At 56.5% G+C, this 21,778-nt stretch carries 20 protein-coding genes; 7 read left to right on the top strand and 13 right to left on the bottom strand.

What is annotated here, in order from left to right; translation table 11 throughout:
* Positions 1-1,398: 1,398 nt before the first annotated feature.
* Positions 1,399-1,665 (top strand): catalase-related domain-containing protein, encoded by a 267-nt coding sequence (locus tag COHPA_RS0115375; protein WP_027087049.1) that lies wholly within the window; start codon positions 1,399-1,401, stop codon positions 1,663-1,665.
* Between the two features lie 54 nt (positions 1,666-1,719).
* Here COHPA_RS0115375 and COHPA_RS0115370 read toward each other — a convergent pair whose 3' ends face one another.
* Entirely contained in the window at positions 1,720-2,232 is a 513-nt protein-coding gene (locus COHPA_RS0115370; protein ID WP_027087048.1) for a hypothetical protein, read from the bottom strand.
* Between the two features lie 172 nt (positions 2,233-2,404).
* Between COHPA_RS0115370 and COHPA_RS0115365 the strand changes: the two genes are divergently transcribed.
* Positions 2,405-3,106: a lysoplasmalogenase gene (locus tag COHPA_RS0115365; protein ID WP_027087047.1), complete on the top strand. Its 702-nt coding sequence runs from the start codon at positions 2,405-2,407 to the stop codon at positions 3,104-3,106.
* Positions 3,107-3,111: 5 nt separating this feature from the next.
* Here the strand turns inward: COHPA_RS0115365 and COHPA_RS0115360 are convergent, their stop codons facing one another.
* From COHPA_RS0115360 to COHPA_RS0115345, 4 genes are read right to left on the bottom strand one after another with little or no spacing between them, the layout of a single operon-like run.
* Complete coding sequence (locus COHPA_RS0115360; RefSeq protein WP_027087046.1) at positions 3,112-3,723, bottom strand: flavin reductase family protein; 612 nt, start codon at positions 3,721-3,723, stop codon at positions 3,112-3,114.
* A 7-nt stretch (positions 3,724-3,730) separates the two neighbouring features.
* Positions 3,731-4,351: an alpha/beta hydrolase gene (locus COHPA_RS0115355; protein WP_027087045.1), complete on the bottom strand. Its 621-nt coding sequence runs from the start codon at positions 4,349-4,351 to the stop codon at positions 3,731-3,733.
* Positions 4,348-5,310: a ring-cleaving dioxygenase gene (locus COHPA_RS0115350; protein WP_027087044.1), complete on the bottom strand. Its 963-nt coding sequence runs from the start codon at positions 5,308-5,310 to the stop codon at positions 4,348-4,350. Before COHPA_RS0115350 ends, COHPA_RS0115355 begins: the two co-directional genes overlap by 4 nt.
* Positions 5,307-5,753 (bottom strand): MarR family winged helix-turn-helix transcriptional regulator, encoded by a 447-nt coding sequence (locus tag COHPA_RS0115345; RefSeq protein ID WP_027087043.1) that lies wholly within the window; start codon positions 5,751-5,753, stop codon positions 5,307-5,309. Before COHPA_RS0115345 ends, COHPA_RS0115350 begins: the two co-directional genes overlap by 4 nt.
* Positions 5,754-5,924: 171 nt before the next feature.
* On the opposite strand from COHPA_RS0115345, the gene COHPA_RS0115340 reads away from it, so the two are divergent.
* Complete coding sequence (locus COHPA_RS0115340; protein ID WP_027087042.1) at positions 5,925-6,962, top strand: LLM class flavin-dependent oxidoreductase; 1,038 nt, start codon at positions 5,925-5,927, stop codon at positions 6,960-6,962.
* Between the two features lie 18 nt (positions 6,963-6,980).
* On the top strand, positions 6,981-8,225 hold the full coding sequence (gene pepT / locus COHPA_RS0115335) for a peptidase T (RefSeq protein ID WP_027087041.1): 1,245 nt from the start codon (positions 6,981-6,983) through the stop codon (positions 8,223-8,225).
* On the opposite strand, the gene COHPA_RS0115330 is transcribed toward pepT, so the two are convergent.
* Together COHPA_RS0115330 and COHPA_RS0115325 are read right to left on the bottom strand one after the other, a co-directional pair.
* Complete coding sequence (locus tag COHPA_RS0115330; RefSeq protein ID WP_027087040.1) at positions 8,222-8,542, bottom strand: MGMT family protein; 321 nt, start codon at positions 8,540-8,542, stop codon at positions 8,222-8,224. The genes pepT and COHPA_RS0115330 overlap by 4 nt on opposite strands.
* 33 nt (positions 8,543-8,575) lie before the next feature.
* The gene (locus COHPA_RS0115325; protein WP_027087039.1) at positions 8,576-9,286 is read right to left on the bottom strand and encodes a DNA alkylation repair protein; all 711 of its coding nucleotides are present in this window, start codon (positions 9,284-9,286) and stop codon (positions 8,576-8,578) included.
* 128 nt (positions 9,287-9,414) lie between these two features.
* Between COHPA_RS0115325 and COHPA_RS0115320 the strand changes: the two genes are divergently transcribed.
* Complete coding sequence (locus tag COHPA_RS0115320) at positions 9,415-10,881, top strand: methyl-accepting chemotaxis protein (RefSeq protein WP_027087038.1); 1,467 nt, start codon at positions 9,415-9,417, stop codon at positions 10,879-10,881.
* 119 nt (positions 10,882-11,000) lie between these two features.
* On the opposite strand, the gene COHPA_RS0115315 is transcribed toward COHPA_RS0115320, so the two are convergent.
* The 3 genes from COHPA_RS0115315 to COHPA_RS0115305 form a co-directional block, all read right to left on the bottom strand.
* Positions 11,001-11,894, bottom strand: coding sequence for a hypothetical protein (locus COHPA_RS0115315; RefSeq protein WP_027087037.1), 894 nt, complete (start codon positions 11,892-11,894; stop codon positions 11,001-11,003).
* A 274-nt stretch (positions 11,895-12,168) separates the two neighbouring features.
* The gene (locus tag COHPA_RS0115310) at positions 12,169-15,537 is read right to left on the bottom strand and encodes a DEAD/DEAH box helicase (protein ID WP_027087036.1); all 3,369 of its coding nucleotides are present in this window, start codon (positions 15,535-15,537) and stop codon (positions 12,169-12,171) included.
* Between the two features lie 37 nt (positions 15,538-15,574).
* Entirely contained in the window at positions 15,575-16,738 is a 1,164-nt protein-coding gene (locus COHPA_RS0115305) for an iron-containing alcohol dehydrogenase (RefSeq protein ID WP_027087035.1), read from the bottom strand.
* A gap of 176 nt (positions 16,739-16,914) precedes the next feature.
* On the opposite strand from COHPA_RS0115305, the gene COHPA_RS0115300 reads away from it, so the two are divergent.
* A complete protein-coding gene (locus COHPA_RS0115300) occupies positions 16,915-17,553 on the top strand; it encodes a LysE family translocator (protein ID WP_035121044.1) in 639 nt (212 codons plus the stop codon).
* A gap of 15 nt (positions 17,554-17,568) precedes the next feature.
* Positions 17,569-18,399, top strand: coding sequence for a lipoate--protein ligase family protein (locus tag COHPA_RS0115295; RefSeq protein WP_027087033.1), 831 nt, complete (start codon positions 17,569-17,571; stop codon positions 18,397-18,399).
* Positions 18,400-18,919: 520 nt separating this feature from the next.
* Here COHPA_RS0115295 and COHPA_RS0115290 read toward each other — a convergent pair.
* The 3 genes from COHPA_RS0115290 to COHPA_RS0115280 all read right to left on the bottom strand — a co-directional run bounded on the left by COHPA_RS0115290 (position 18,920) and on the right by COHPA_RS0115280 (position 21,765).
* Positions 18,920-19,585 carry a hypothetical protein gene (locus COHPA_RS0115290; RefSeq protein WP_027087032.1) on the bottom strand — a complete coding sequence of 222 codons (666 nt, stop codon included), beginning with the start codon at positions 19,583-19,585 and terminating at the stop codon, positions 18,920-18,922.
* Between the two features lie 457 nt (positions 19,586-20,042).
* Positions 20,043-20,837 carry an ABC transporter ATP-binding protein gene (locus tag COHPA_RS0115285; RefSeq protein WP_027087031.1) on the bottom strand — a complete coding sequence of 265 codons (795 nt, stop codon included), beginning with the start codon at positions 20,835-20,837 and terminating at the stop codon, positions 20,043-20,045.
* A 1-nt stretch (position 20,838) separates the two neighbouring features.
* Complete coding sequence (locus COHPA_RS0115280; RefSeq protein WP_027087030.1) at positions 20,839-21,765, bottom strand: ABC transporter permease; 927 nt, start codon at positions 21,763-21,765, stop codon at positions 20,839-20,841.
* Between the last annotated feature and the right edge of the window lie 13 nt (positions 21,766-21,778).

Genomic DNA, 21,778 nt, shown 5'->3' with positions numbered 1-21,778 from the left:
TGTTTGCGATTTTGCGGCCTGTGGTGCCTCTATTCCGCCGGACTCGCGGAGTTCTGCGATTTAGCAGCCTGTGGTGCCTCTATTCCGCCGGACTCGCGGAGTTCTGTGATTTAACGGCCTGTGGTACCGCTATTCCGGCAGTCTTGCGGAGTTCTGCGATTTTGCGGCCTGTGGTGCCGCTATTCCGGCAGACTCGCGGAGTTCTGTGATTTAACGGCCTGTGGTACCGCTATTCCGGCAGACTCGCGGAATTATGCGATTTAGCGGCCTGTGGTGCCTCTATTCCGGCAGTCTTGCGGAGTTCTGCGATTTTGCGGCCTGTGGTGCCTCTATTCCGGCGGACTCGCGGAATTATGCGATTTTGCGGCCTGTGGTGCCTCTATTCCGGCGGACTCGCGGAATTATGCGATTTTGCGGCCTGTGATGCCTCTATTCCGGCGAACTCGCGGAGTTCTGCGATTTTGCGGCCTGTGATGCCGCTATTCCGGCGAACTCGCGGAGTTCTGCGATTTTGCGGCCTGTGATGCCTCTATTCCGGCGAACTCGCGGAGTTCTGCGATTTAGTAGCCTGTGATACCTCTATTCCGGCAGTCCTGCGGAGTTCTGTGATTTAACGGCCTGTGGTACCGTTATTCCGGCGGACTCGCGGAATTATGCGATTTAGCGGCCTGTGGTGCCGCTATTCCGACGGACTCGCGGAATTATGCGTTTTAGCAGCCTGTGATGCCTCTATTCCGGCAGTCCTGCGGAGTTCTGTGATTTAACGGCCTATGGTACCGTTATTCCGGCGGACTCGCGGAATTATGCGATTTAGCGGCCTGTGGTGCCGCTATTCCGTCGGACTCGCGGAATTATGCGTTTTAGCAGCCTGTGATGCCTCTATTCCGGCAGACTCTCGGAATTCTGCGATTTAGCGGCCTGTGATGCCTCTATTCCGGCGGACTCGCGGAATTATGCGATTTAGCGGCATGCGGTGCCGCTATCCAGGCGGACTCGCGGAATTATGCGATTTAGCGGCATGCGGTGCCGCTATCCAGGCGGACTCGCGGAGTTATGCGATTTAGCAGCCTGTGATGCCTCTATTCCGGCAGACTCGCGGAGTTCTGTGATTTAACGGCCTGTGGTACCGCTATTCCGCCGGACTCGCGGAATTATGCGATTTAGCGGCCTGTGGTGCCGCTATTCCGGCAGACTCGCGGCCATCCTGCGATTTAGCGGCCTGTGGTGCCGCTATTCCGGCGGACTCGCGGAGTCCCCGCCCCGCGATCCCTATTTATAGTTATTATAATTAAATATTGACTCTAATATAGGACGTGTTATACATTATGTTCAAGCACGAACACGACTTTGCACGAGCCTCTCTACCTTCTTGCCGCCAATTCGAAAGGAGCGCATCGCATGACGGATTTTACGACTAACCAAGACAACCAGACGTTGCAGAAGCTCGCTGTCGGCCTAACCGCCGAACAATGGAACGGCTACTCCGACGAGGAAAAGACGGCGCTCATTCCGAGTTTGGCGACAACTGCCAGCTCGGTCGAAGAGATGACGAAGCTTCGCGCGGTGTGCAATTTATACAGAGTGGATGCCGAATACGGCAGACGTCTCGCGGCCGTCCTGAATGTCGACTTGACGCCTTATCTCGCCCATCTCTCTCAACACTAATTCATCTTTACCTACATCAAGCCGCGAACCCTTGTCCGGGATCGCGGCTTTCGATCACTCGACAGCCTTAACCGTTTGCACGTAAGTTACCTCGAAATTCGCGCCTAGCGGCACCATCTCGTACAAGTAACGTCCGATCAGCTGCTTCTCGATCTCCGTCACCGCGCACGTCGTTCGCACGTCGAAATAGATCGTGCCTTTGATCGGATCGTAGCGGCTGTACGTCAGCACGCCCGACAAGAACAAGCCGTTGATGACGTTCACGATCCCGTTAATATCGAGCGTCCGACTCATCGCCGCCTGCAGGATCCGCTCCGGCAGCTCGAACACTTCCGGCACGTTGTCGGTCTTCAGACTCGGATAATCCTTGATCTGAAAGCATACGTAGGAGGTCAAATAACCGGAAGCGAACCGCTTCAGCTCGGCTTTATCCGGCTCGGTCAATCGTAAATCCTCGTTCCAGGCATAGATCGTCGCCGCGTTCCTCCCGTGCGTATGAATGCGCACATAACGGAAGTGCGGGTATCTCGACCTAATCAATTGCTCGGACAATAACCGGGTACCCACATCAATCACTCCAATCGCCTAATGGTTGCGCTTTCAGATATGTGGTATCCTTATCATACTATGCGGGCTAACGCCCAGAATGAGCAGTCAAGCCTATATGTACGCCACTTCTTTTGTAACAAAATGTAGGATCGTGGCGTTCATGCATCGCTCGGCTCGGGAGGATAATTCGGTGAATAAATACGGACTGCCGTTGTCGATCCTAGCGATGGGTTCACTATACATATTCGCGATTCCGTCGGAACCGCAAGCGGTCAAGCTATTGTTCAAGCTCGTCCCGATGTGGCTCATGCTGCTCTATGCGTATCAGGGAATAAAGTCGGCGCAGCAGAAAGAACGATCTCATGGAATCGTTCTCGCCGGCCTGTTCTTCTGCATGCTCGGAGACGGCCTGCTGCATTGGTTCGTCGTCGGGCTTACCGCTTTCTTGATCGGACACCTCTGCTACCTGAACGCCTTTGTCCGTCATTGGCGATACTCTCTTCTTCGCGCGGCGACGATCGTGCCGATCGCGCTCTACTCGGGATACTTCGCTTGGCAGCTAGTCGATGCGCTCCGGCAGGACGACAAGACGGGGCTGATCGCGCCCGTGCTGCTCTATATCGCGGTGATCGCCGCGATGGCATGGTCGGCGATCATGTCCGGCAACCGCTACGCCATCGCCGGAAGCCTGCTGTTCCTTGCCTCGGACACGATTCTGTCGTGGAACATGTTCGTGGAGGACATCTCTCATTCGGGCATATGGATCATGACGACGTATTATGCGGCGCAGTTCCTGATCGCAACAGCTATTAGATCGCTCCGAACAAGACCAAACCTATCGATCCATAAAGGCAGCAGAGAGCCGAATCTAAAGACGATCAAAGGTTTGTAGGCGGCTTAGCCCGGACGCTCAACCTCGAACAACTCTCCGAGCTTCGCGTACGTGTTTCCCGCCAGACGGCTCACCGGCTTCAGCGCTTCGGCGTCGATGTAGCCGTTGTTGTAGACGACGGAGTCGAAATGGTATTGTACGACGCGCCCGATCAGCAGATCGCAGGCGGGCACGCCGTCTTTATCCCCGAGCGGGATCGCCTGCTCCAGCACGCATTCCATCCGAATGCGTGCTTCTTTGATTCCGGGCACGGCCACTTTGCTGCTCGCGACCGGCGTCAATCCCGCCAGAACGACTTCGCTTTCGTCCGGGGGCAGCGAAGCCGCCGTCTCGTTGATCTGCGCGATATAAGTCTCGTCGGAGATATGGACGACGAACTGTCCGGTCGCCATCGCGTTGCGGGCCGTATCCTTCGGTTCTCCGTTCTTGCGTTGCGCGGAGACGGACAGCATCGGCGGGCTAGACGACACGATATTGAAGTAGCTGTAGGGAGCCGCGTTAACGACTCCTCCTGACGACAGCGTCGTAACGAAGGCAATGGGACGCGGGACAATGCTGCCGATCAGCAGCTTATAGTTATCCCGCTCGCTCAGTTGAGCCGGATCGATCGTTTGCATAGCCGATTCATCCTCCTTGCGCTCTGAACATGTGCGCGAACCAGACGGCCGCGGCATCCGCCTCGGACGACGTTAAGCGATGCCCGTGACGCTCCCAATGCACGTCGACCTCGGCTCCCGCTTCCCGAAGCAACGCCGACAGTTCCTCCGTCTCTGCCGCCGAGCAGATCGGATCGTTCTCGCCTGCCGCGATGAACACGGGTATGCCGGATAGATCCGGAAGCTTGAGACCGCGAAGCGGCACCATCGGATGGTGCAGTATCGCGCCTTTGAAAGCATCCGCGTAATGAAACAACAGACTCCCCGCGATATTGGCGCCGTTAGAGTAACCGACGGCTACGAGGTTATCGCGGTCGAAGCCGTACTGGACGGCTGCCGTACCCAGAAACTCGTACAGCTCCTTCGTGCGGAAGATCAAATCCGCCTCGTCGAATACGCCTTCGGCCAACCGCCGGAAAAACCGCGGCATTCCGTTCTCGAGAACGTTGCCCCTCACGCCGAGCACCGACGATTCCGCGGAAATATGGTTCGCCAGCGGCAGCAAGTCGTTCTCCGTGCCTCCTGTCCCGTGAAGGATGACGAGCGTAGGCGCGCTTGGGTTGGTCCCCTGCTTAAAAGCATGCTTCATGATCGAGCCCCCTCCAGTACGCGAACTTCGATCGGAGGCAGCCCAGCCGTGATCGCTTCGCGGTGCGGCTCGAACCAAGACGGAAGCATGAGCTTCTCGCCCATCGTCTCGAACGATTCATCGTGCGCGAAGCCCGGAGGATCGGTCGCGATCTCGAACAGGATGCCTCCCGGCTCGCGGAAGTAAATCGCGTTGAAATAGTTGCGGTCGATGACCGGCGTCGGCTGCATGCCGTTGCCCAGGGCGCGGCTCCGGTATGCGACATGATCGACGTCGTCCTTCGCCCGCCAAGCGATATGGTGCACGGTGCCGGAGCCGCCGACGCCGTCTCCCGCCGCTGCGGGATCGAGCAGAATATCGATTTTGTTGCCCAGATCTCCCGTTCCTCTGTAGCGTCTATACGCTCCGTCTTCCCGCTCCACCTCGAACCCGAGCACTTGCTCGAGCACGTTGCCGGTTTTGTTCGGCGCGCCGCTGAACAGCACCGCTCCGCCGAAGCCTTTGATCGCTTTGTCCGCCGGCACGCCGCCGAACGTCCACTTACTGCGCGGGCCTTCCTCCCGTGCGACGATCTCGACCCGCAAGCCGTCCGGATCCTCGAACTGCAGGTACTGCTCGCCGAAGCGAGTCGCCTCCTTGTAATCCACGCTGAACTTGCTAAGCCGCTCCTGCCAGAAATCGAAAGCGTCGACCGGCACGACGTAAGACGTGACCCCGACTTGGCCTCTGCCGACGCGGCCGTGACGCGAACCCTTCCACGGGAAGAACGTGATGACCGTGCCCGGACTTCCGCCTTCGTTACCGAAGTACAGGTGATAAACTTCCGGCGCGTCGAAGTTGATCGTTTTCTTCACCAGACGAAGTCCGAGGAACCCCGAGTAGAAATCTACCGTTCTCTGCGCGTCCTGCACGAATGCGGTGACGTGGTGAATGCCTGCCGTACGTTGTTGCGTTGTCATTTAGACCACTCCTCTTGGGCGAATTTGCCCGTTTTTTTCAACAATGCGCTCATTGTTGCCTTCTCTTCCGCCGTCAATGCGCTCAGCACCCGATCGATGACTTCCGCGTGGTTGGGAAAAGCTTCAGACATGAACTGTCGGCCTTGCTCGGTAATTTCCGCATAGATCAGCCTGCGGTCTTCCGTCGAGGCGTTGCGCCGCACCAACCGCTTCTGCTCGAGCTTATCGATGACGTACGTAATGTTGCCGCTGCTCATGAGCACTTTCCCGCCGATCTGTTGCAACGGCTGCGCGCCTTTATGGTACAGGAGCTCCAGCACGCCGAACTCGGTGCGGTTCAGCCCGTATTGCTTGATATCGCGGTCCGCATGCGCATTGATCCATTGGCTGGCGCGGTTCAGCGCGATATAGAGGTTCAGCGATGCTTCGTGGTTATCGTACAAGGGCAACAGCTCCTTTGTTGTTGTCTTGATATTGAATATCTTAAATTTAAGATAATAGATAATCGGCCGGCTGTCAACCCCCCTAAACTTGCGATTCGTTATCCGACTGTTCGATAATAGGAAACAAGGAAATCATTAACCTATATTGATCGATCGGAGGCCGAATGCTTTATGCCCGACACTACTTCAACGCCTAAACGTCTTGCCGACGTTCCCTTATCCGTCTTGGATCTCGCCCCGATCGTATCGGGCAGCACGGCGTCCGACGCGCTCCGCCATTCGCTGGATCTAGCGCGGCATGCCGAAGAATGGGGCTATAAGCGCTACTGGCTCGCCGAGCACCACAATATGCCCGGCATCGCAAGCTCCGCGACTTCGGTCGTCATCGGCCATATCGCGGCCGGAACGAACTCGATCCGCGTCGGCTCCGGCGGGATCATGCTGCCGAACCACGCGCCGCTCGTCATCGCCGAGCAATTCGGCACGCTGGAGTCGCTGTTCCCGGGACGCATCGATCTCGGTCTCGGCCGCGCGCCGGGCTCGGACCAGCCGGCCGCCCGCGCCTTGCGCCGTGGACTGACGAGCGACGGACAGAACTTCCCGGAGCAAGTCGCGGAGCTGCGCGAATATTTCCATCCGTCGCCCGACGCGATCCATACGCCCGGCAACGTGCGCGCCATTCCCGGCGAAGGTCTCGACATTCCGATCTGGCTGCTCGGCTCCAGCGGCTTCAGCGCGCAGTTGGCTGCCCAGCTTGGACTTCCTTTCGCGTTCGCGAGCCATTTTGCCCCGGATTACTTGCTCCCGGCGCTCGACCTGTACCGCAGCAACTTCCGGCCGTCCGACGCGCTCGAAAAGCCTCACGTCATGGTCGGCATGAACGCGATCGTCGCGGACACCGACTACGAGGCGCAGAGGCTCGCGACTTCGCTGTACCAGACGTTCCTGAACATCATCCGGGGCCGTACCGGCAAGCTGCTGCCGCCCGTGGACGTGGAAGCGATGGACGGCTTATGGACCGCGCAGGAACAGTTCCATCTTCGCCATATGCTGCAATACGCGGTTATCGGCAGCCCGGACACGGTGCGGGCCCGGATGGCGAGCATACTCGAAGAGACCCAAGCCGACGAACTCATCGTCGCGGCGCAAATCTACGATCATGAAGCGCGCTTGAAATCATACCGCCTATTGTCCGAATTGGTTAAATAAAAGGAGATGCATCCGCCTATGCCGACGCTGCAAGAAGATCTCATCCGCAGGCTCACGACTTACGTTAAAGTAGAAACGCAGTCCGACGACAACGTTGAAACCTGCCCGTCGACGCCGGGTCAGCTCGTCCTCGCGCGCATGCTCGTAGAGGAGCTTAAGGCCATCGGCATGCAGGACGTCACGATGGACGACAACGGCTACGTCATGGCGACGCTGCCCGCCAACACCGACAAGCCGAACGTCACGACGATCGGCTTCCTCGCGCACGTCGATACGGCGACCGACATGACCGGCGCGAACGTCAATCCGCAGATCGTCCGCGATTACGACGGCCAAGACATCGCGTTGAACGCCGAGCAGAACATCGTGCTGTCGCCGATGGAATTTCCTGCCCTGTCAGGCTACGTGGGCCATACGCTGATCACGACCGACGGCACGACGCTGCTCGGCGCGGACAATAAAGCCGGAATCGCCGAGATTATGACGGCAATGGAATATTTAATCCGCAATCCCGACATCAAGCACGGCAAGATTCGCGTCGCGTTCACGCCGGACGAGGAAATCGGCAGGGGCGCGCACAAATTCGACGTCGAGGCTTTCGGCGCGGAGTACGCGTACACGGTCGACGGCGGCCCGCTAGGCGAGCTCGAGTACGAGAGCTTTAACGCGGCCCAAGCGCGGATTACGATTCGCGGCAAGAACGTCCATCCCGGCACGGCCAAAGGCAAGATGATCAACGCCGCCAAGATCGGCATGGCGCTGAACGCCAAGCTGCCCGCGGCGGAAGCGCCCGAGCTGACGGAAGGCTATGAAGGCTTCTTCCACCTCATCTCGTTCAACGCGACCGTCGAGGAAGCCAAACTCGTCTATATTATTCGCGACCACGACCGAGAGCTGTTCAACAGCCGCAAAGAGCTGATGACGGCGATCGTCGATCAGCTCAAGAGCGAGTATGGAGAAGACCGCATTACGCTTGAAATGAAAGACCAGTACTACAACATGCGCGAGAAAATCGAGCCCGTGAAGCATATCGTCGACATCGCGCACGACGCCATGACGAGCCTCGGCATCGAGCCGATCGTAAAGCCGATCCGCGGCGGCACAGACGGTTCGCAGCTTTCATTCAAGGGCTTGCCTACGCCCAACCTTTTCACCGGCGGCGAGAATTATCACGGCCGTTACGAATTCGCTTCAGTCGACAACATGGAGAAGTCCGTGCAAGTGATCGTCGAGATCGCGCGCCGCTTCGAGCAACAAGCTTAACGTTCCGACGGCGGGAACTCGTACCGGTACCGCTCCAGATCGATCCGCCCGCCGAGTCCGAACTCCACGCCCTCCTGCTCCAGATAATGCCGCTGCATGAATCGCCCTTCCCCTTCCGGAAGGGCGATTTCTCCTTTCGCGTTCACGACGCGGTGCCACGGCAGTCCGTGAGCGGAACTAAGCGAATGCAAGATCCGCACGACCTGCCGCGCCCCTCGCGGGCTTCCCGCCACCACCGCGATTTGACCGTAGGTCATCACGCTACCTTCCGGAATCCTCTTAATGATCTCCAATACACGTACCGTAAAAGGCTGCACTCTTCCGCTCCCCCGCTTCCCAGTCCACGTCCGCTAGCATATGCACGTCTTTTTCTTCATGCCCGCTTTGCCCGACACGACTATTTTCTCGATATAATCATCCGCAAGCGGCACCTTGCAAGCAGTCTGCCCCACGTCGACATGCACTTTGCCGATTGTCTTCGCGATGCCGACGGCTTCCTCGTACAAGGGGATAACCGAAGCCCCGACCATGATGACGAACCCGTTCATCGTATAGCGGACGCGGTTCCTCTCCTCGTGGATCGTATTCTCGATTTGTCGCAGCAAGCCGCGAATCTCTTCCAGATCGAGCTTAGCATCCGGCGTAATCGAGATATAGTTCGCATATGTGCTCCAACCGCACGCGGCGACCATCTCCTCCGGCGAGCGAATCCATTCCATCGCAAGCTCCCGCGCATAAGGGCTTTCCGCAGCTACGCCCGCCACCGTATATTCCGCGAGCGAATACCAGCGCGCCGCCTTCGCCCATTCCTGCAGCATCGCTTTGTCGACCGCCTTCGGATCGACGGTCAATCCCGCCAAATACATCGCGTCGCTATTCCCCGTCTCATATAGCTCGCGCGCCAGCTTCTGATCCTTCCTCACGTCTTTGACGAGCTTCTTCAGATCGCCGACCTTAACCCCGAACAGCGGCTCCGTCGCGCCGTGCCGAAGGAACGTCAGCTTGGTCTGCTCCGTCCCCATGCTTGCAAGCCTGTCCATGACTTCCTTCAAAGTCGCCATGTCGAACCTCCAGTACCGAGAATTTTCACACCATACACTAGAATATTAGAAAATCCGGGAACGTTTGTCGACACGTCCTCCTTTATGGTACTATCTCCCTATATTCATACTAATAAGGTGGGAATTGAATGGACGCGAGGGAAGCATTGCACCGCAGAAACAAGCTTTTAGTGAACATCATTTGGGGGATGCTCGTCCTCGGCATTATCGTAGACTTCATCTCGGACGCTCCGAGTAACTCTATAATCGTGTTGGCGGTCGTAGGGACTTTCGCGTGCGGGGTTGCGACTATTCTGTCCGTCAGACGAATTTGGGCCGAGTATATCATGTACATCATCTCCACGATCGTCACCGTCCTTACTTTGCTTCTCATCATCACCGGGCCCATTATTACGACCTATTTCCTCGTGTACGTGAACTTGGCAATCATGACGTTATACGGCAGCTCGCGAGCGATCGCTTTCTCCGGCGGAATCGGGTTGCTGCTTACGATCGGTTTGTTCCTTAGCAAGTACAATGACGACCTGTTCGGCGACAACGATCCATTCACCATCGTCCTATACCTGCTTATGATCGCCGTGCCGCTCTACGCGTCCGCCAGATTCAGCGAGCGCCTTCAGAGCGAGGTCGTCTCCCAAAGCGAGCAAGCCATTGTGGAGAGCAACCGCGCTCAGGGCATCGTCGAGAAAGTATCCGCATCCCTGTCCGTACTGAACGACTTCAGCGAAAACTTGAAGAAGAACATCACCTCCGCGAGCACGATCTCGCGGGACGTTACGACTGCGTTCACCGAAATCACGGCGAGCATCGAGACGCAGACGTCCAGCATTACGGATATTAGCGCATCCGTTCAACAGATCGAGCAAGAGGTCATCTCGTTAGCGGATCGCTCCGCGGATATGCGCACGCTGTCGGATAGCTCCGTGCAGCATTCCCGCCTGGGCAGCGAGGAAGCGCTGAAGCTCGAAACCCAAATGCACCATGTCAACACCGCGATCGACGCGTCCGCCGTCCTGATGAATCAACTGAACGAAGAAAACTCGAGAATCGGCGATATCGTCGCGACGATCAAGCACATTGCCACCCAGACGAACCTGCTCGCGCTCAACGCGGCCATTGAAGCGGCGCGCGCGGGCGAGCACGGCAAAGGCTTCTCGGTCGTCTCGCACGAAATTCGCAAGCTCGCGGAGACTTCTCAGCAGTCGACGGAGCAGATCGAGCTCATACTCGGCACGATTCGCACGAGAACCGCCGAAGCAGCCGAGCAAATCATCCAAGGCCAGCGCACCGTCGCTGCGAGCGGCGAGGCCGCTCAGCAAGTCATCGGGTCGATGCGTTCGATCGCCGCCGATTCGGGCAGAACGTTGGAGCAATCCACGCACGTCGATCGTTCCGCCGACGACCTGCAGCACCAATATAAGAAGATGACGGATCAGATCGTTACGATCGCGGGCATCACGGAGCAGAACATGGCTTCCATCCAAGAGATGTCCGCCAGCATGACGACGCAAGACGAGCGAGTCCAGCAAATCGTCGACAGCTTCCTGCAATTGGACAAGCTGACCGCCGAACTGAAGCGGATGACGCAAGTGTAACGGTATGATGAGCTTGCTGAAGCCTGTGAACCTTTACGATGAAAAATCCCCTCCAATTAAACAGTAAGAATCACTCTCTTATCTGTCGCATGGAGGGGATATTGTCAGTTTATCGGAGACTACAGTCTTAACGGCAGTTTAGGTTGAAGAGCCGTCTTTACCGGCGTCCAGGTTCTTACATTATTATTATAAATATATTGAAGTTTTACTCCATTCTTGCCGTTGACATATTCTTCTTTAATCGTTTCTACATATAGCTTATACTTTTTATCCGCGGGAAAATCCCCGAGAGAATATCCGATGATTTCAAACTCATCTTCCGTATAGTCCGCGATTTCTTGCTTTTTAGTAAGGGTTCCATCATCGTTTACTTCATAGAGCCTCGCCCTAAGGTACAAAGACTTAAGCGAAGCGTAACGGTCGTGATAATCTCTATAGGTTGTATAGGCTTCTGCGGTCACATATTTATTGTCTAGCCAATTATAATTAATTCCGCCATAATTATGTTCAGTAATTTTACCTTTTCTTGATGGCTCGGTATTTCGGGGGTACCACACGGTGTTAAATTCATGCACTTGGCTTGTTCCATCTTCGAACCTGAGTTCCGCAACAGCGCTCAACACATACGTATAATCCGTGTCGAGGATGACAGGAGCCTTCGAATAGCCTTTATGTTCGGAAGTCCACGTTATGTTGCTTATGCCTAGTTCATACGGATAAGTGAATGTTTCACCCGGGTCCATGGGCTCGAAACTTGTGTCAGTGACCTTCGATAAATTAACAATATAATAGATTTCCTTAAACTTCTTAGCGGTTGTCGATACTTGAACCTCCGCAATCATCTCTTTATTCGACAGTCCTTTAAACTTAAAACCGCCTGACAGATTGATTAATGTCTCTTCCATTGGCGTGAATGTATCGGCGGCGAACGCTGGAGCTGACGAAGCAAATAATGAGGCGAACAAAGTCAATGCCGCTGCCAGTATACCTATTTTTTTCTTAAATGTTGTCATTATTGATCATTCCTCCTAGCAAATTTTCACTTCTTCCAAAATTGACAAATTGTGACGATTATAATCTTCTTTTTGCAAAACATGCAGCATATTTCTATAAGATAAAGTTTCTTTAATTAGTTGTCTATAGTAATATTGGTTCATTTTGGCATGAGACAAACGACCGGCATAAGCATGTATATTGATTTTCGCCCATGAAAAATCCCTTCTAAGTTTAACAGTAAGAAAATTCTCTTATCTGTCTACCTCGAAGGGATAATGCCACCCGTATGGATTATACCAATTGCAGAATTTCGCGAATCTCTTGCTCCGACATCGAGGACAACGTCTCTTCCCCGGGCTGAACGATCTCGTCGACCAACTGCTTCTTGCGCTGCTGCAAGGCGTACATTTTCTCCTCCACGGTGTCCCGCGTCACGAGCTTGATGACCTGCACGACGTTCTTCTGCCCCATCCGGTGCGCACGGTCCGCCGCTTGCTGCTCCACCGCCGGATTCCACCACAGATCGTACAGGATGACCGTATCCGCCCCGGTAAGATTAAGCCCCGTTCCGCCCGCTTTAAGCGATATGAGGAACAGCTCGCGCTCCCCGTTGTTGAACCGATTGCACAGCTCGACCCGCTCGGCGGAAGGCGTGCTCCCGTCCAAGTAGAAGTGCGATACCCCTTGGTCGCTAAGCTCCTTGCCGATCAACCCGAGCATCTGCGTAAATTGCGAGAAAATAAGCGCTCGTTTGCCTGCGCTGCGGCACTCTTCCACGATCTCCATCAATTGCTCGAGCTTGGCCGAACCCCCGTCGTAATCCTGCACGAAAAGGCCAGGGTGACAGCACAGCTGACGCAAGCGAGTCAGCCCCGCCAATATCTCGATCCGATGCTTCTGGTAGCCGTCGTTGCTCAAATGCTTGAGCGTCTCTTTCTGAAGCTTCGCGAGGTAAGAGAGATAGATTTTCTTCTGCTCCGGCAACAAGTCGGACGCCTGCAGCGTCTCGATCTTCTCCGGCAGCTCGGTGAGCACGTCCGTCTTCAGCCTGCGCAGCAGGAACGGGCGGACTCGCTTCGCCACTGCGGGGCGGGTGAGCTCGCCGAACGCCTTCTTCCCTTGGAACAGCTCCGGGAACACGGCATCGTAGATCGACCATAGCTCGTCGATGCTGTTCTCCACCGGCGTGCCGGTAAGCGCGAAACGATGCTTCGCTTGGATTTCCTTCACGGCTTGCGCCGTCTGCGTCGCGTAATTCTTGAATGCTTGCGCTTCGTCGAGAAAGAGCGTATGGAACGGGCGTCCGGCATATTCCTCGACATCGCGGCGCAGCAGCGGATAGGAAGTAATAATGACGTCGATGCCGGTTGATTCCCGCAGAGTGCCCGCGCGCTCCGCCTTGCTGCCGTCGGCGATGACGGCGTTCACCTCCGGCGCGAACTTCCGCAGCTCGCTATGCCAGTTGTAGAGCAAAGAGGCCGGACAGACGATCATCGCCGGCAGCCGTTGCGCGCGAATCTCCGGCAGGACGGAGACGAGATACGTAATGCTCTGCAGCGTCTTGCCCAGTCCCATATCGTCCGCGAGAACGCCCCCGAACCGATAGTGGGCAAGCGTCTTCAGCCATTGATAGCCGTACTTCTGGTACTCGCGCAACACCGCGTCCAGATGCTCCGGTACGGGGAAATCGAGATTGTCCGGGTTTTTCAAATTGTCCAGCAACTGCCGGAACTTCTTCCCCAGCTTCACGGCGTCGCCGGAATGATCCGCATCAAGCAGATGCAAGGCGCGTACGGGAGGCAGCTTGAAAGCGGCAGCCTGCATGTCGAGCTTGCGCACGCGGACGCCCATCTCGTCGAAGAAGCTCCCGATTTCGTGGAACGCGGAAGTATCCAGAGGAACGAGAGCGCCGCTGGCGAGCCGGTAATATTTACGTTTCTCTTCGAGCGATTGCACGAGCCCGCGGATTTCCTCGATCGGGAAGCCGTCGAGTTCGAACCGGCAATCCAGCCAATCGGTACGTTCATCGAACTCGACGCGGATTTTCGGCGGAGCATGCGACACGTGAAGTCGCGTCTTGACCGCCGACGTCGCGTACACTTTCAGGAGTTGCTCGAGCTGGGGGACGACCGTATAGAGAAAATCGAACTCCGCTTCTTCCTCGTCCATGAAGTACCCGCTCTCGGTTCGCGTGAACGGGCAGCCGTCCATCAGCGACAGAATGCGTTCCTCCTGCTCCAAGTCGCGGATCAGGATGCGCCCTTCCATCGGCTTACGGTTGCTCTCCTCGAGCGGATTAATGACGACGTCGTCGTATTGGAATTCCAGCCCCGCCAGCAGACGATCTCGAACGCGGTCCAAGTACAGCCGCGCCTTGAGCGGCGTCCGCACGATCCGCTCAGCCACGACCGGCGCCACGTCGACCTCGCCGAGCTTCGCGAGACCCGGAATGACCCGCTCCATGAACGGCTCCATCTGCGCTTTAGGGATGCGCACCCGCTGCCTGCGGGACGAATCGATCATCTGCTTGAGCTCGCTCAGGCGTTTGCATTGCTCCGCGGGAAGCTTGATCAGCTTGCCTTCGTGCAGAACGATGCCGTAGGCATCCATCATGATGATGTCGCCAAGCCCCTGCACTTCGAGCTGATAGCCCTGTTCGTCCGCCGTCGCCTCTGCTTCGTTGAAAGAGAAACGAAGCGGCAACGGCTCCTTAGAGATGCGAATCCCCTCGAAGATATCCGCCCCGTGCTCAATTTGGACGGAAGGAGCCGCCTGAAGCAGCGGCACCAACATTTCCCAAGCCGCGGGCGGAAGCAGCAGCATGCGGTCTCCGCTCATCCCGGCGGCCGCGGTGTTGAAGGCGCTCAACGTCTCGCGGACCATTCGCTCGTTCCGGTAGATTTGGATGAGCTGCGCGAGAATCGCGTCGTCGGATCGGCCGAAGGCATGCTGCTCAGGCTCGTAGGTGAAATTTTTGCTGAAAGCGTATGTTTCGCGCCGGTCGATGCGGTCTAGGAACTCTCTAATTTTCTGCACGATGTACAGGCGCTTCGGACCGACCTTCAGCTCGACGCCGAACATATATTTTCGGAAACTGTACGGAAAAGGCCTAATGATGAAGTTCACGTCCAACATCGCGCGCGACTCGAAAATATGCTGAGAGGCGCGCGAGCGCACCGGGCGCTCCTCCGCTCCGAAGAGGCCGAGGATGCCGCTCATCAGCTGATGGTCCGCCATCGACAAGCCCTCGGCCGGACGCACTCCCTGGGCGTACCCCGCAGCCAGCTGACTGATGGCATTCGCGCTTCCCGCAGGAGAGCCGCGCAGGCCATGCAGCAAGCTGGGCGCCGTGCGAACCGGCGCTCGTCCCGCGTGCTGAATATCGTGGATATTCAGCAGCACGGCGGCGATATGCTTGCAATAGTTGCTATAGTTGCGAGACGCGGGACATTCGCATTCCGCGCCGATGTCTCCGTTCGGGTCGATCTCGACGTTCACGCGATAGTCGATATTGCCTTGCACGATCGCCTCGAAGCGAGCCCCTTCCGCGTCGTAGGAGCTGAACGTCACTTTGCGGGAGCGATAATACGCTTCCCCCCGCTCATAGGCGAACGGTCCGCACAGCAGCTTGATCGCCCGCTGCGTCAATTGAAAGCTCATGAGGCTGATCCATCCTCCTGTGGGTTAGGGCCGAATCTTAAAGACAGCTCTCCAGAATCGCCTTCACGTCGTCCTTCTGCAGCTTTTTGAATGAGCCGATCGGGCCGTAGCGCGTCGCTTCGGTCGCCATGCGGTCGATTTGATCGCCATTGATATTTAACTCGCCCAGCGTAGCCGGAGCGCCGATGCGCGTAAAGTAAGCGCGGGTCGCTTCGATGCCTGCCCATGCAACCTCGTCGTCCGACTTGCCGGCCTTGTCGACGTTCCAGACGCGCGTCGCGTACTGCGCGAACCGGCCGACGTTCTCCTTATACACATACTTCATCCAGTTCGGGAAAATGATCGCGAGCCCCGCACCGTGAGCGATATCGTAGATCGCGCTCACTTCGTGCTCGATGCCGTGGGTGGCCCAATCCGTTACGACGCCGATCGGCAGCGCGCCGTTGAGCGCATATGTACCGGCGAGCAGCAGGTTGGCGCGCGCTTCGTAGTCGGAGCCGTTCTCCAGCGCCTTCTCGCCGTTCTCGATGACCGTCAACAAGACGGACTCGGCGAAACGCGATTGAAGAGGGATGTCCTGCGTATGCGTGAAATATTGCTCGAACACGTGCGACATAATGTCGACAATCCCGTTTACCGTCTGATCCCGCGGCACCGTGAACGTCAGCTTCGGATCGAGTATCGAGAATTTAGGATACGCCAGCTTGCTGCCGAACGAACGCTTGAGCTTGTTGTCCCAGTCGCTGATGACGGAGTTGCCGTTCATCTCCGAGCCCGTCGCCGCGAGCGTAAGCACCGTGCCGAGCGGCAGCGCCGCCTTGATGACCGCCTTGCCGATCGTGAAATCCCATACGTCTCCCTCGTAAGGGACGCCGACGGCGACGGCCTTCGCCGCATCGATTACGCTTCCGCCGCCTACAGCCAGGATGAACTCGATATGATGCTCGCGGCAGATCGCGATACCCTTTTGGACCGTAGATAACCGCGGATTCGGCTCGATGCCCGGAAGCTCGTGAACGGTTGCGCCGATAGACTGTAGCTGGGCTTGTACTTCGTCGTACAGGCCGGATCTCTTGATGCTTCCGCCTCCGTACACGAGAAGGATGCGCTTGCCGTATGGTTGCACCAGCTCGCCGAGCATCTGGACTTTGCCCGCGCCGAACACGAGCTTCGTAGGATTATACAATTCGAATGCGTTCATGGATGGAACCCTCCTAAAGATTGAGATAGGTATAGTGTACCACTTTCGGCGGCGGAAACGTACGTTCGATGGGATACGACTTCTACAAATGTGATGACGCGCGCTGTCGATTCGTTTATGATAGGAAAAGTGACATGGTTTCGACTTTATTCGAACTAGAGGGATGCAGCTTGAACATGGCGTTGGCTTTTTTCGAAGGATTCATGTTTTCCTTATCGTTGTGCTTCGACTTGGGCATGGTTAACGTAGCCATCATGAAAACCGGCATGGAGCGCGGATTCAAGCCTTCGTTCATGATCGGATTCGGATCGTGCTTCGGGGATTTGTTCTATTGCTCGCTCGCTCTGCTTGGCGTCAGCGTTATTTTCGAATATGACGCCGTGAGGTGGACGCTGTGGATCGTCGGCTCGATTATGTTATTTTACCTGACTTACAAAATGCTTCGAGAAAGCTTCCGATCGAAAAATCTCGATGTCGACCAAGCCGTGGTGGTGCACCGCTCTTCCGTGCGAGATTTCCTCGCGGGAGTCGGTCTCGCGATGTCGTCGCCGACGGTGATCGCGTGGTTCGCCTTTGCGGCGGGACCGATTCTGGCCGGCATGGATATGAAGGACGGAAGCGCATTGCCTTACTTCGTGGCCGGATTTTTCGTCGCCGGACTCGTATGGTCGCTCGCCGTGGCGCTGATCAGCAGCTTGACCGGGCACGTGTTCCAGAAGTCGGTCGTGCGGCTGCTTTCGTTCGCCTCCGGCCTTCTCTTCCTCTACTTTGCGGTCAAAGTGTTCTACAATGGTCTTATAGACGTGTTGAAGTAGAACGAGGTGCGAGGAATGTGCGTGTCAGCGTTGGCGTGGGCGAAAGAGATGGTCGTGCTTGATCGGATGGGTTCGGGCGAAGGATCGGTAGGCGATTCGTTCGCGATAGACGAGTTGCTATGCAGGCGCGTAGGCGAGGGAGAATCGCCCGTATGCCATCTATGGCGGCATCCGCGCGCGTTCGTCATGGGGACGAAGGACAGCCGGTTGCCCGGCGCCGCGGACGGGGTACGGTGGTTGCGAGACGCGGGATACGAGGCGATCGTGCGCGGCTCGGGCGGAGCAGCCGTTCCGCTCGACGACGGCGTCGTGAACGTGTCGCTGATCCTGCCGTCGTCGGGCGAATTGGCTCACGGCTTTCGCGACGATTTCGGACGAATGGTGGCGCTGATCAAGCTGGCGTTGCTGGAACATGGGCTGACTGTTCGCTATGGGGAAGTCGAGGGCTCGTATTGTCCCGGCGATTACGATCTACATATCGACGGCTTTAAGTTCTGCGGCATCTCTCAGCGGCGGCAGGTGAAAGCGATGATCGTGCAGGCGTTCGTCAACGTCGAAGGCTCGGGCGACGAACGCGCCTTGCTGGTACGCGAGTTCTACGCGAGAGCCGGGCGAGGCGCGGACTCTGGCGAGTACCCCGACGTAATCGCGGGACGGATGACGAGCCTGCAAGAGCGCGGCTTCGTCGGCGCAAGCGGCATTGGCCACGCGAGGAATTTCGCGGATGCGGTCATCGGCGCGCTGCGGATTGCTCCCGCTGCAGTTGCGCTGCCGCCGGACGCATCGGCGATCGCCGAGATGCGCGAGCGCTTGGCGGTGCGGTACCCGTTGCCGGGACAGGATTAGGCAACCGGCCCCTCAACTGCACCAAGTACAGTTACTATAGGCAGAAGACCCCCATTCCCCTCTCATACCTGCACGAACTACATCTCAACCCGACAATATCCGCCCGTTTCCTCGTTATTGGCCAAATTAACTGTACTACGTGCAGGCGACGAGCTATGGTAGTTTGGACTCGCTGGAGTAACTGTACTCCGTGCAGGTAACGACACTTGAGCGACAGGTGCGTCTATCCTCTCCAGGATCTCAACTGCACCAAGTACAGTTACTTTAGCCCGAAGACCCCTTCACCTCTCAATACCTGCACAAACTACATCTCAACCCGACAATATCCGCCCGTTTCCTCGTTATTTGCCAAATTGACTGTACTCCGTGCAGGCGACGAACTAAGGTAGTTTGGACCCGCAAAATTAGCTGTACTCCGTACAGGTAATGGCGCATGAGCGATAGGTTTGCTTCCGCTTCGCTGAGCTAACTGTACTCCGTGCAGCCATCTACGCTGACAAGCCACGACCGGTCAACCCAATCACATCCAATAATCTCGTTTAACCTCGTAGGACACGGCGCGTACACCCGCTCCGCTTTTCGTCGGATTCATCATACCTTTCTCGCACAAGCTGTGAAGCAACTTGACTGCCGTTCGGTGATTCATCCGAAAATGGTCCTCCACATCTTTAGGCCGCAGCGGTCGAGGCGAGGATAATGCCAGTCTCAACGTCTCTTTCTCCGCCAAGACCCGCCAACTCGTATTCTTCTGCTCGGCTTCGAACTGACTCAAAAACAACCGGACAAGACTTATAATCTGTTCCGGTCGTTGCTCAATATCGTCGTAAGCAAATGAAACGATCCGATAGCCGATTGCCTGCAGGTATAGCTCTCTCTTATTCTCGTTGCAAAACCTGGTCTGGTCCATATCCCGAACATGCGAGTTAAAGCCTTTGATTTCCCACAAAATTCTCAAAAATTTGTTCGGAGTGAACGCAAAATCCGCATAATACGGCCTGCCCCGCCAATCCAATATCTCAAACTCAGGGTGGAGGCACGCGAAATCCCCTTTCAATTCCCACCAGATATTCTGCACAAACAACTTCTCCGCATGCCGGTGACCGCTCGCCAGCCTGTCTTTCCGTTCGCCCGATCTACGCGATAGATGCGACCGGATAAACTCCTCATGTTCATGTTCGAAACTCATCGGAATCCCCCCACCTAAATATAAAAAACGCCCCGGGACCATCATCAAAGATGGATCGGGACGTTCTTCGCCACTACGGGCATTATATCACTTAATCTCAACAATTGGACAATTTTACAGAATAGACTGCACGAACTACAGTTACTCAACTCAAACTCGCTTTTCCCTAACCGCTACCTGCACCAAATACATCTCAATCACTCCAAGCAGGCAAAAATCCACATTAGTTGTTAAATCAGCGGTACTTCGTGCAGTTACGCATCTATAAGAACGATAAGTTTTCATACAACTGTATTTCGTACAGTTCCGCATCAGACCGCTGCGTATTCGTACATCTCAGCACCAGTCTCGCAGCTTTTCCGTGTAATTACCATACTCCCGTGTTCACCGTCGCAAACTAAAAAAAACACCATCCCCTCCGCCTGAGCGAAGGGGATAGCGCCAGTGCCTTCCTGCTTTATCCCAACACGATCCGATCGTCCGACAGCTGATGCCCGCTGATCCGTTCGAATTCGCCGAGCAGCTGCGCTACGGTCAGGTCCGCTTTCTTCTCCTGCGGGATGTCGAGAATGATGCGGCCCTTGTCCATCATGATGAGGCGGTTGCCGAGGCGGATCGCCTGCTCCATGTTGTGGGTGACCATGAGCGTCGTCAGCTTCATATCGCGGACGATCTCGTCCGTCAGCCTCGTGATCAGCTCGGCGCGAGCCGGGTCGAGCGCGGCGGTATGCTCGTCGAGCAGCAAAATTTGCGGCTTCGTGAACGTGGACATGAGCAAGCTCAGCGCTTGCCGTTCGCCGCCGGACAGCAAGCCGACTTTGGCGTGCATCCGATTCTCGAGCCCGATGCCGAGACGTTGCAGCTGCTCGCGGAATATCGCGCGGCGCTTAGCCGTCGCGCCCCACCCGAAGCCTCGCCTTTGCCCGCGCTTGTATGCCATCGTTAAGTTTTCCTCGATCGTCATGCGCGGCGCCGTTCCTGCCATCGGATCCTGGAACACGCGGCCGATCCAGCGGCTGCGAGCATGCTCCGGATGGTGGTGGATCGCTTCCCCCGCAATTCGAACTTCGCCGACATCCGGCTTCAGAACGCCGGAAATGATGTTCATAAGCGTCGACTTGCCCGCGCCGTTACTGCCGATGACCGTAACGAAGTCGCCCGGGTTCAGCTTCAGGTTGGCGTCCATGAGCGCGATTTTCTCGTTCGGCGTGCCGGGGTTGAACAGCTTGGAAACTTTCGTTAATTCCAACATGCTACGCTCTGCCCCCTTTGCCTGCCGACTGCCCTAGCAGCTCCAGCGTCCGCTTGCGGGCAACGCTCTTCTGCTTCATCGCGCGCCTGACTTGCGGGATGACGAGCGCGATGATGACGAGTACCGCGGTAATAAGTTTTAGATCCGACGAGTCGAACCATTCAACGCGAAGCGCCAGCGCATATACGATCCGATAGACGATGGAACCGACGACGACCGCCAGAGTCGCGATCCATACGCGTCGCATGCCGAAGATCGCTTCGCCGATAATGACGGAAGCAAGGCCGATAACGATCATGCCGACGCCCATGTTCACGTCCGTGTACCCGCCGTGCTGAGCGAGCAGAGCGCCGGACAGGGCGACGAGACCGTTCGATAACCCGATGCCGAGAATTTTCGTCCGGTCCGTGTTCGCCCCGAAGCTGCGGATCATCCGCGCGTTATCGCCGGTCGCGCGGAGCGCAAGGCCAAGATCCGTATGCAGGAACAAATCGAGCAGCGCTTTGATAAGCAGCACCGCAACGCCCGCAACGGCGATATATACGCCGATCTTCTCGTCCAGCAGAGGAGAGACGACGGTTTTGATGTTCAAGAGAGATACGTTCGGACTGCCCATGATCCTAATGTTGATCGAGTAGAGCGCGATCATCATCAGAATGCCCGCGAGCAAGCCGTTGATTTTACCTTTCGTATGAAGCAGTCCCGTGCAGATGCCGGCGATAACGCCTCCCGCGAAGCCGGCCAGCGTCGCAAGATAGGGATTGTAGCCGTTCGAGATCATCGTAGCGCAGATTGCTCCGCCCGTGACGAAGCTGCCGTCCACGGTCAAATCGGGGAAATCGAGAATGCGGAACGTGATGTATACCCCTAACGCCATAAGCGCGTACAAAAGGCCGAGCACGATCGCGCCGTAAATGGATGCAAGCATGGATGCGCCCCCT

Origin of the sequence: Cohnella panacarvi Gsoil 349 (assembly GCF_000515335.1) — a bacterium.
GTDB lineage: Bacteria > Bacillota > Bacilli > Paenibacillales > Paenibacillaceae > Cohnella > Cohnella panacarvi.
Note: the sequence above shows the minus strand (reverse complement) of the source record. Positions and strands in the feature narration are given on the sequence as shown.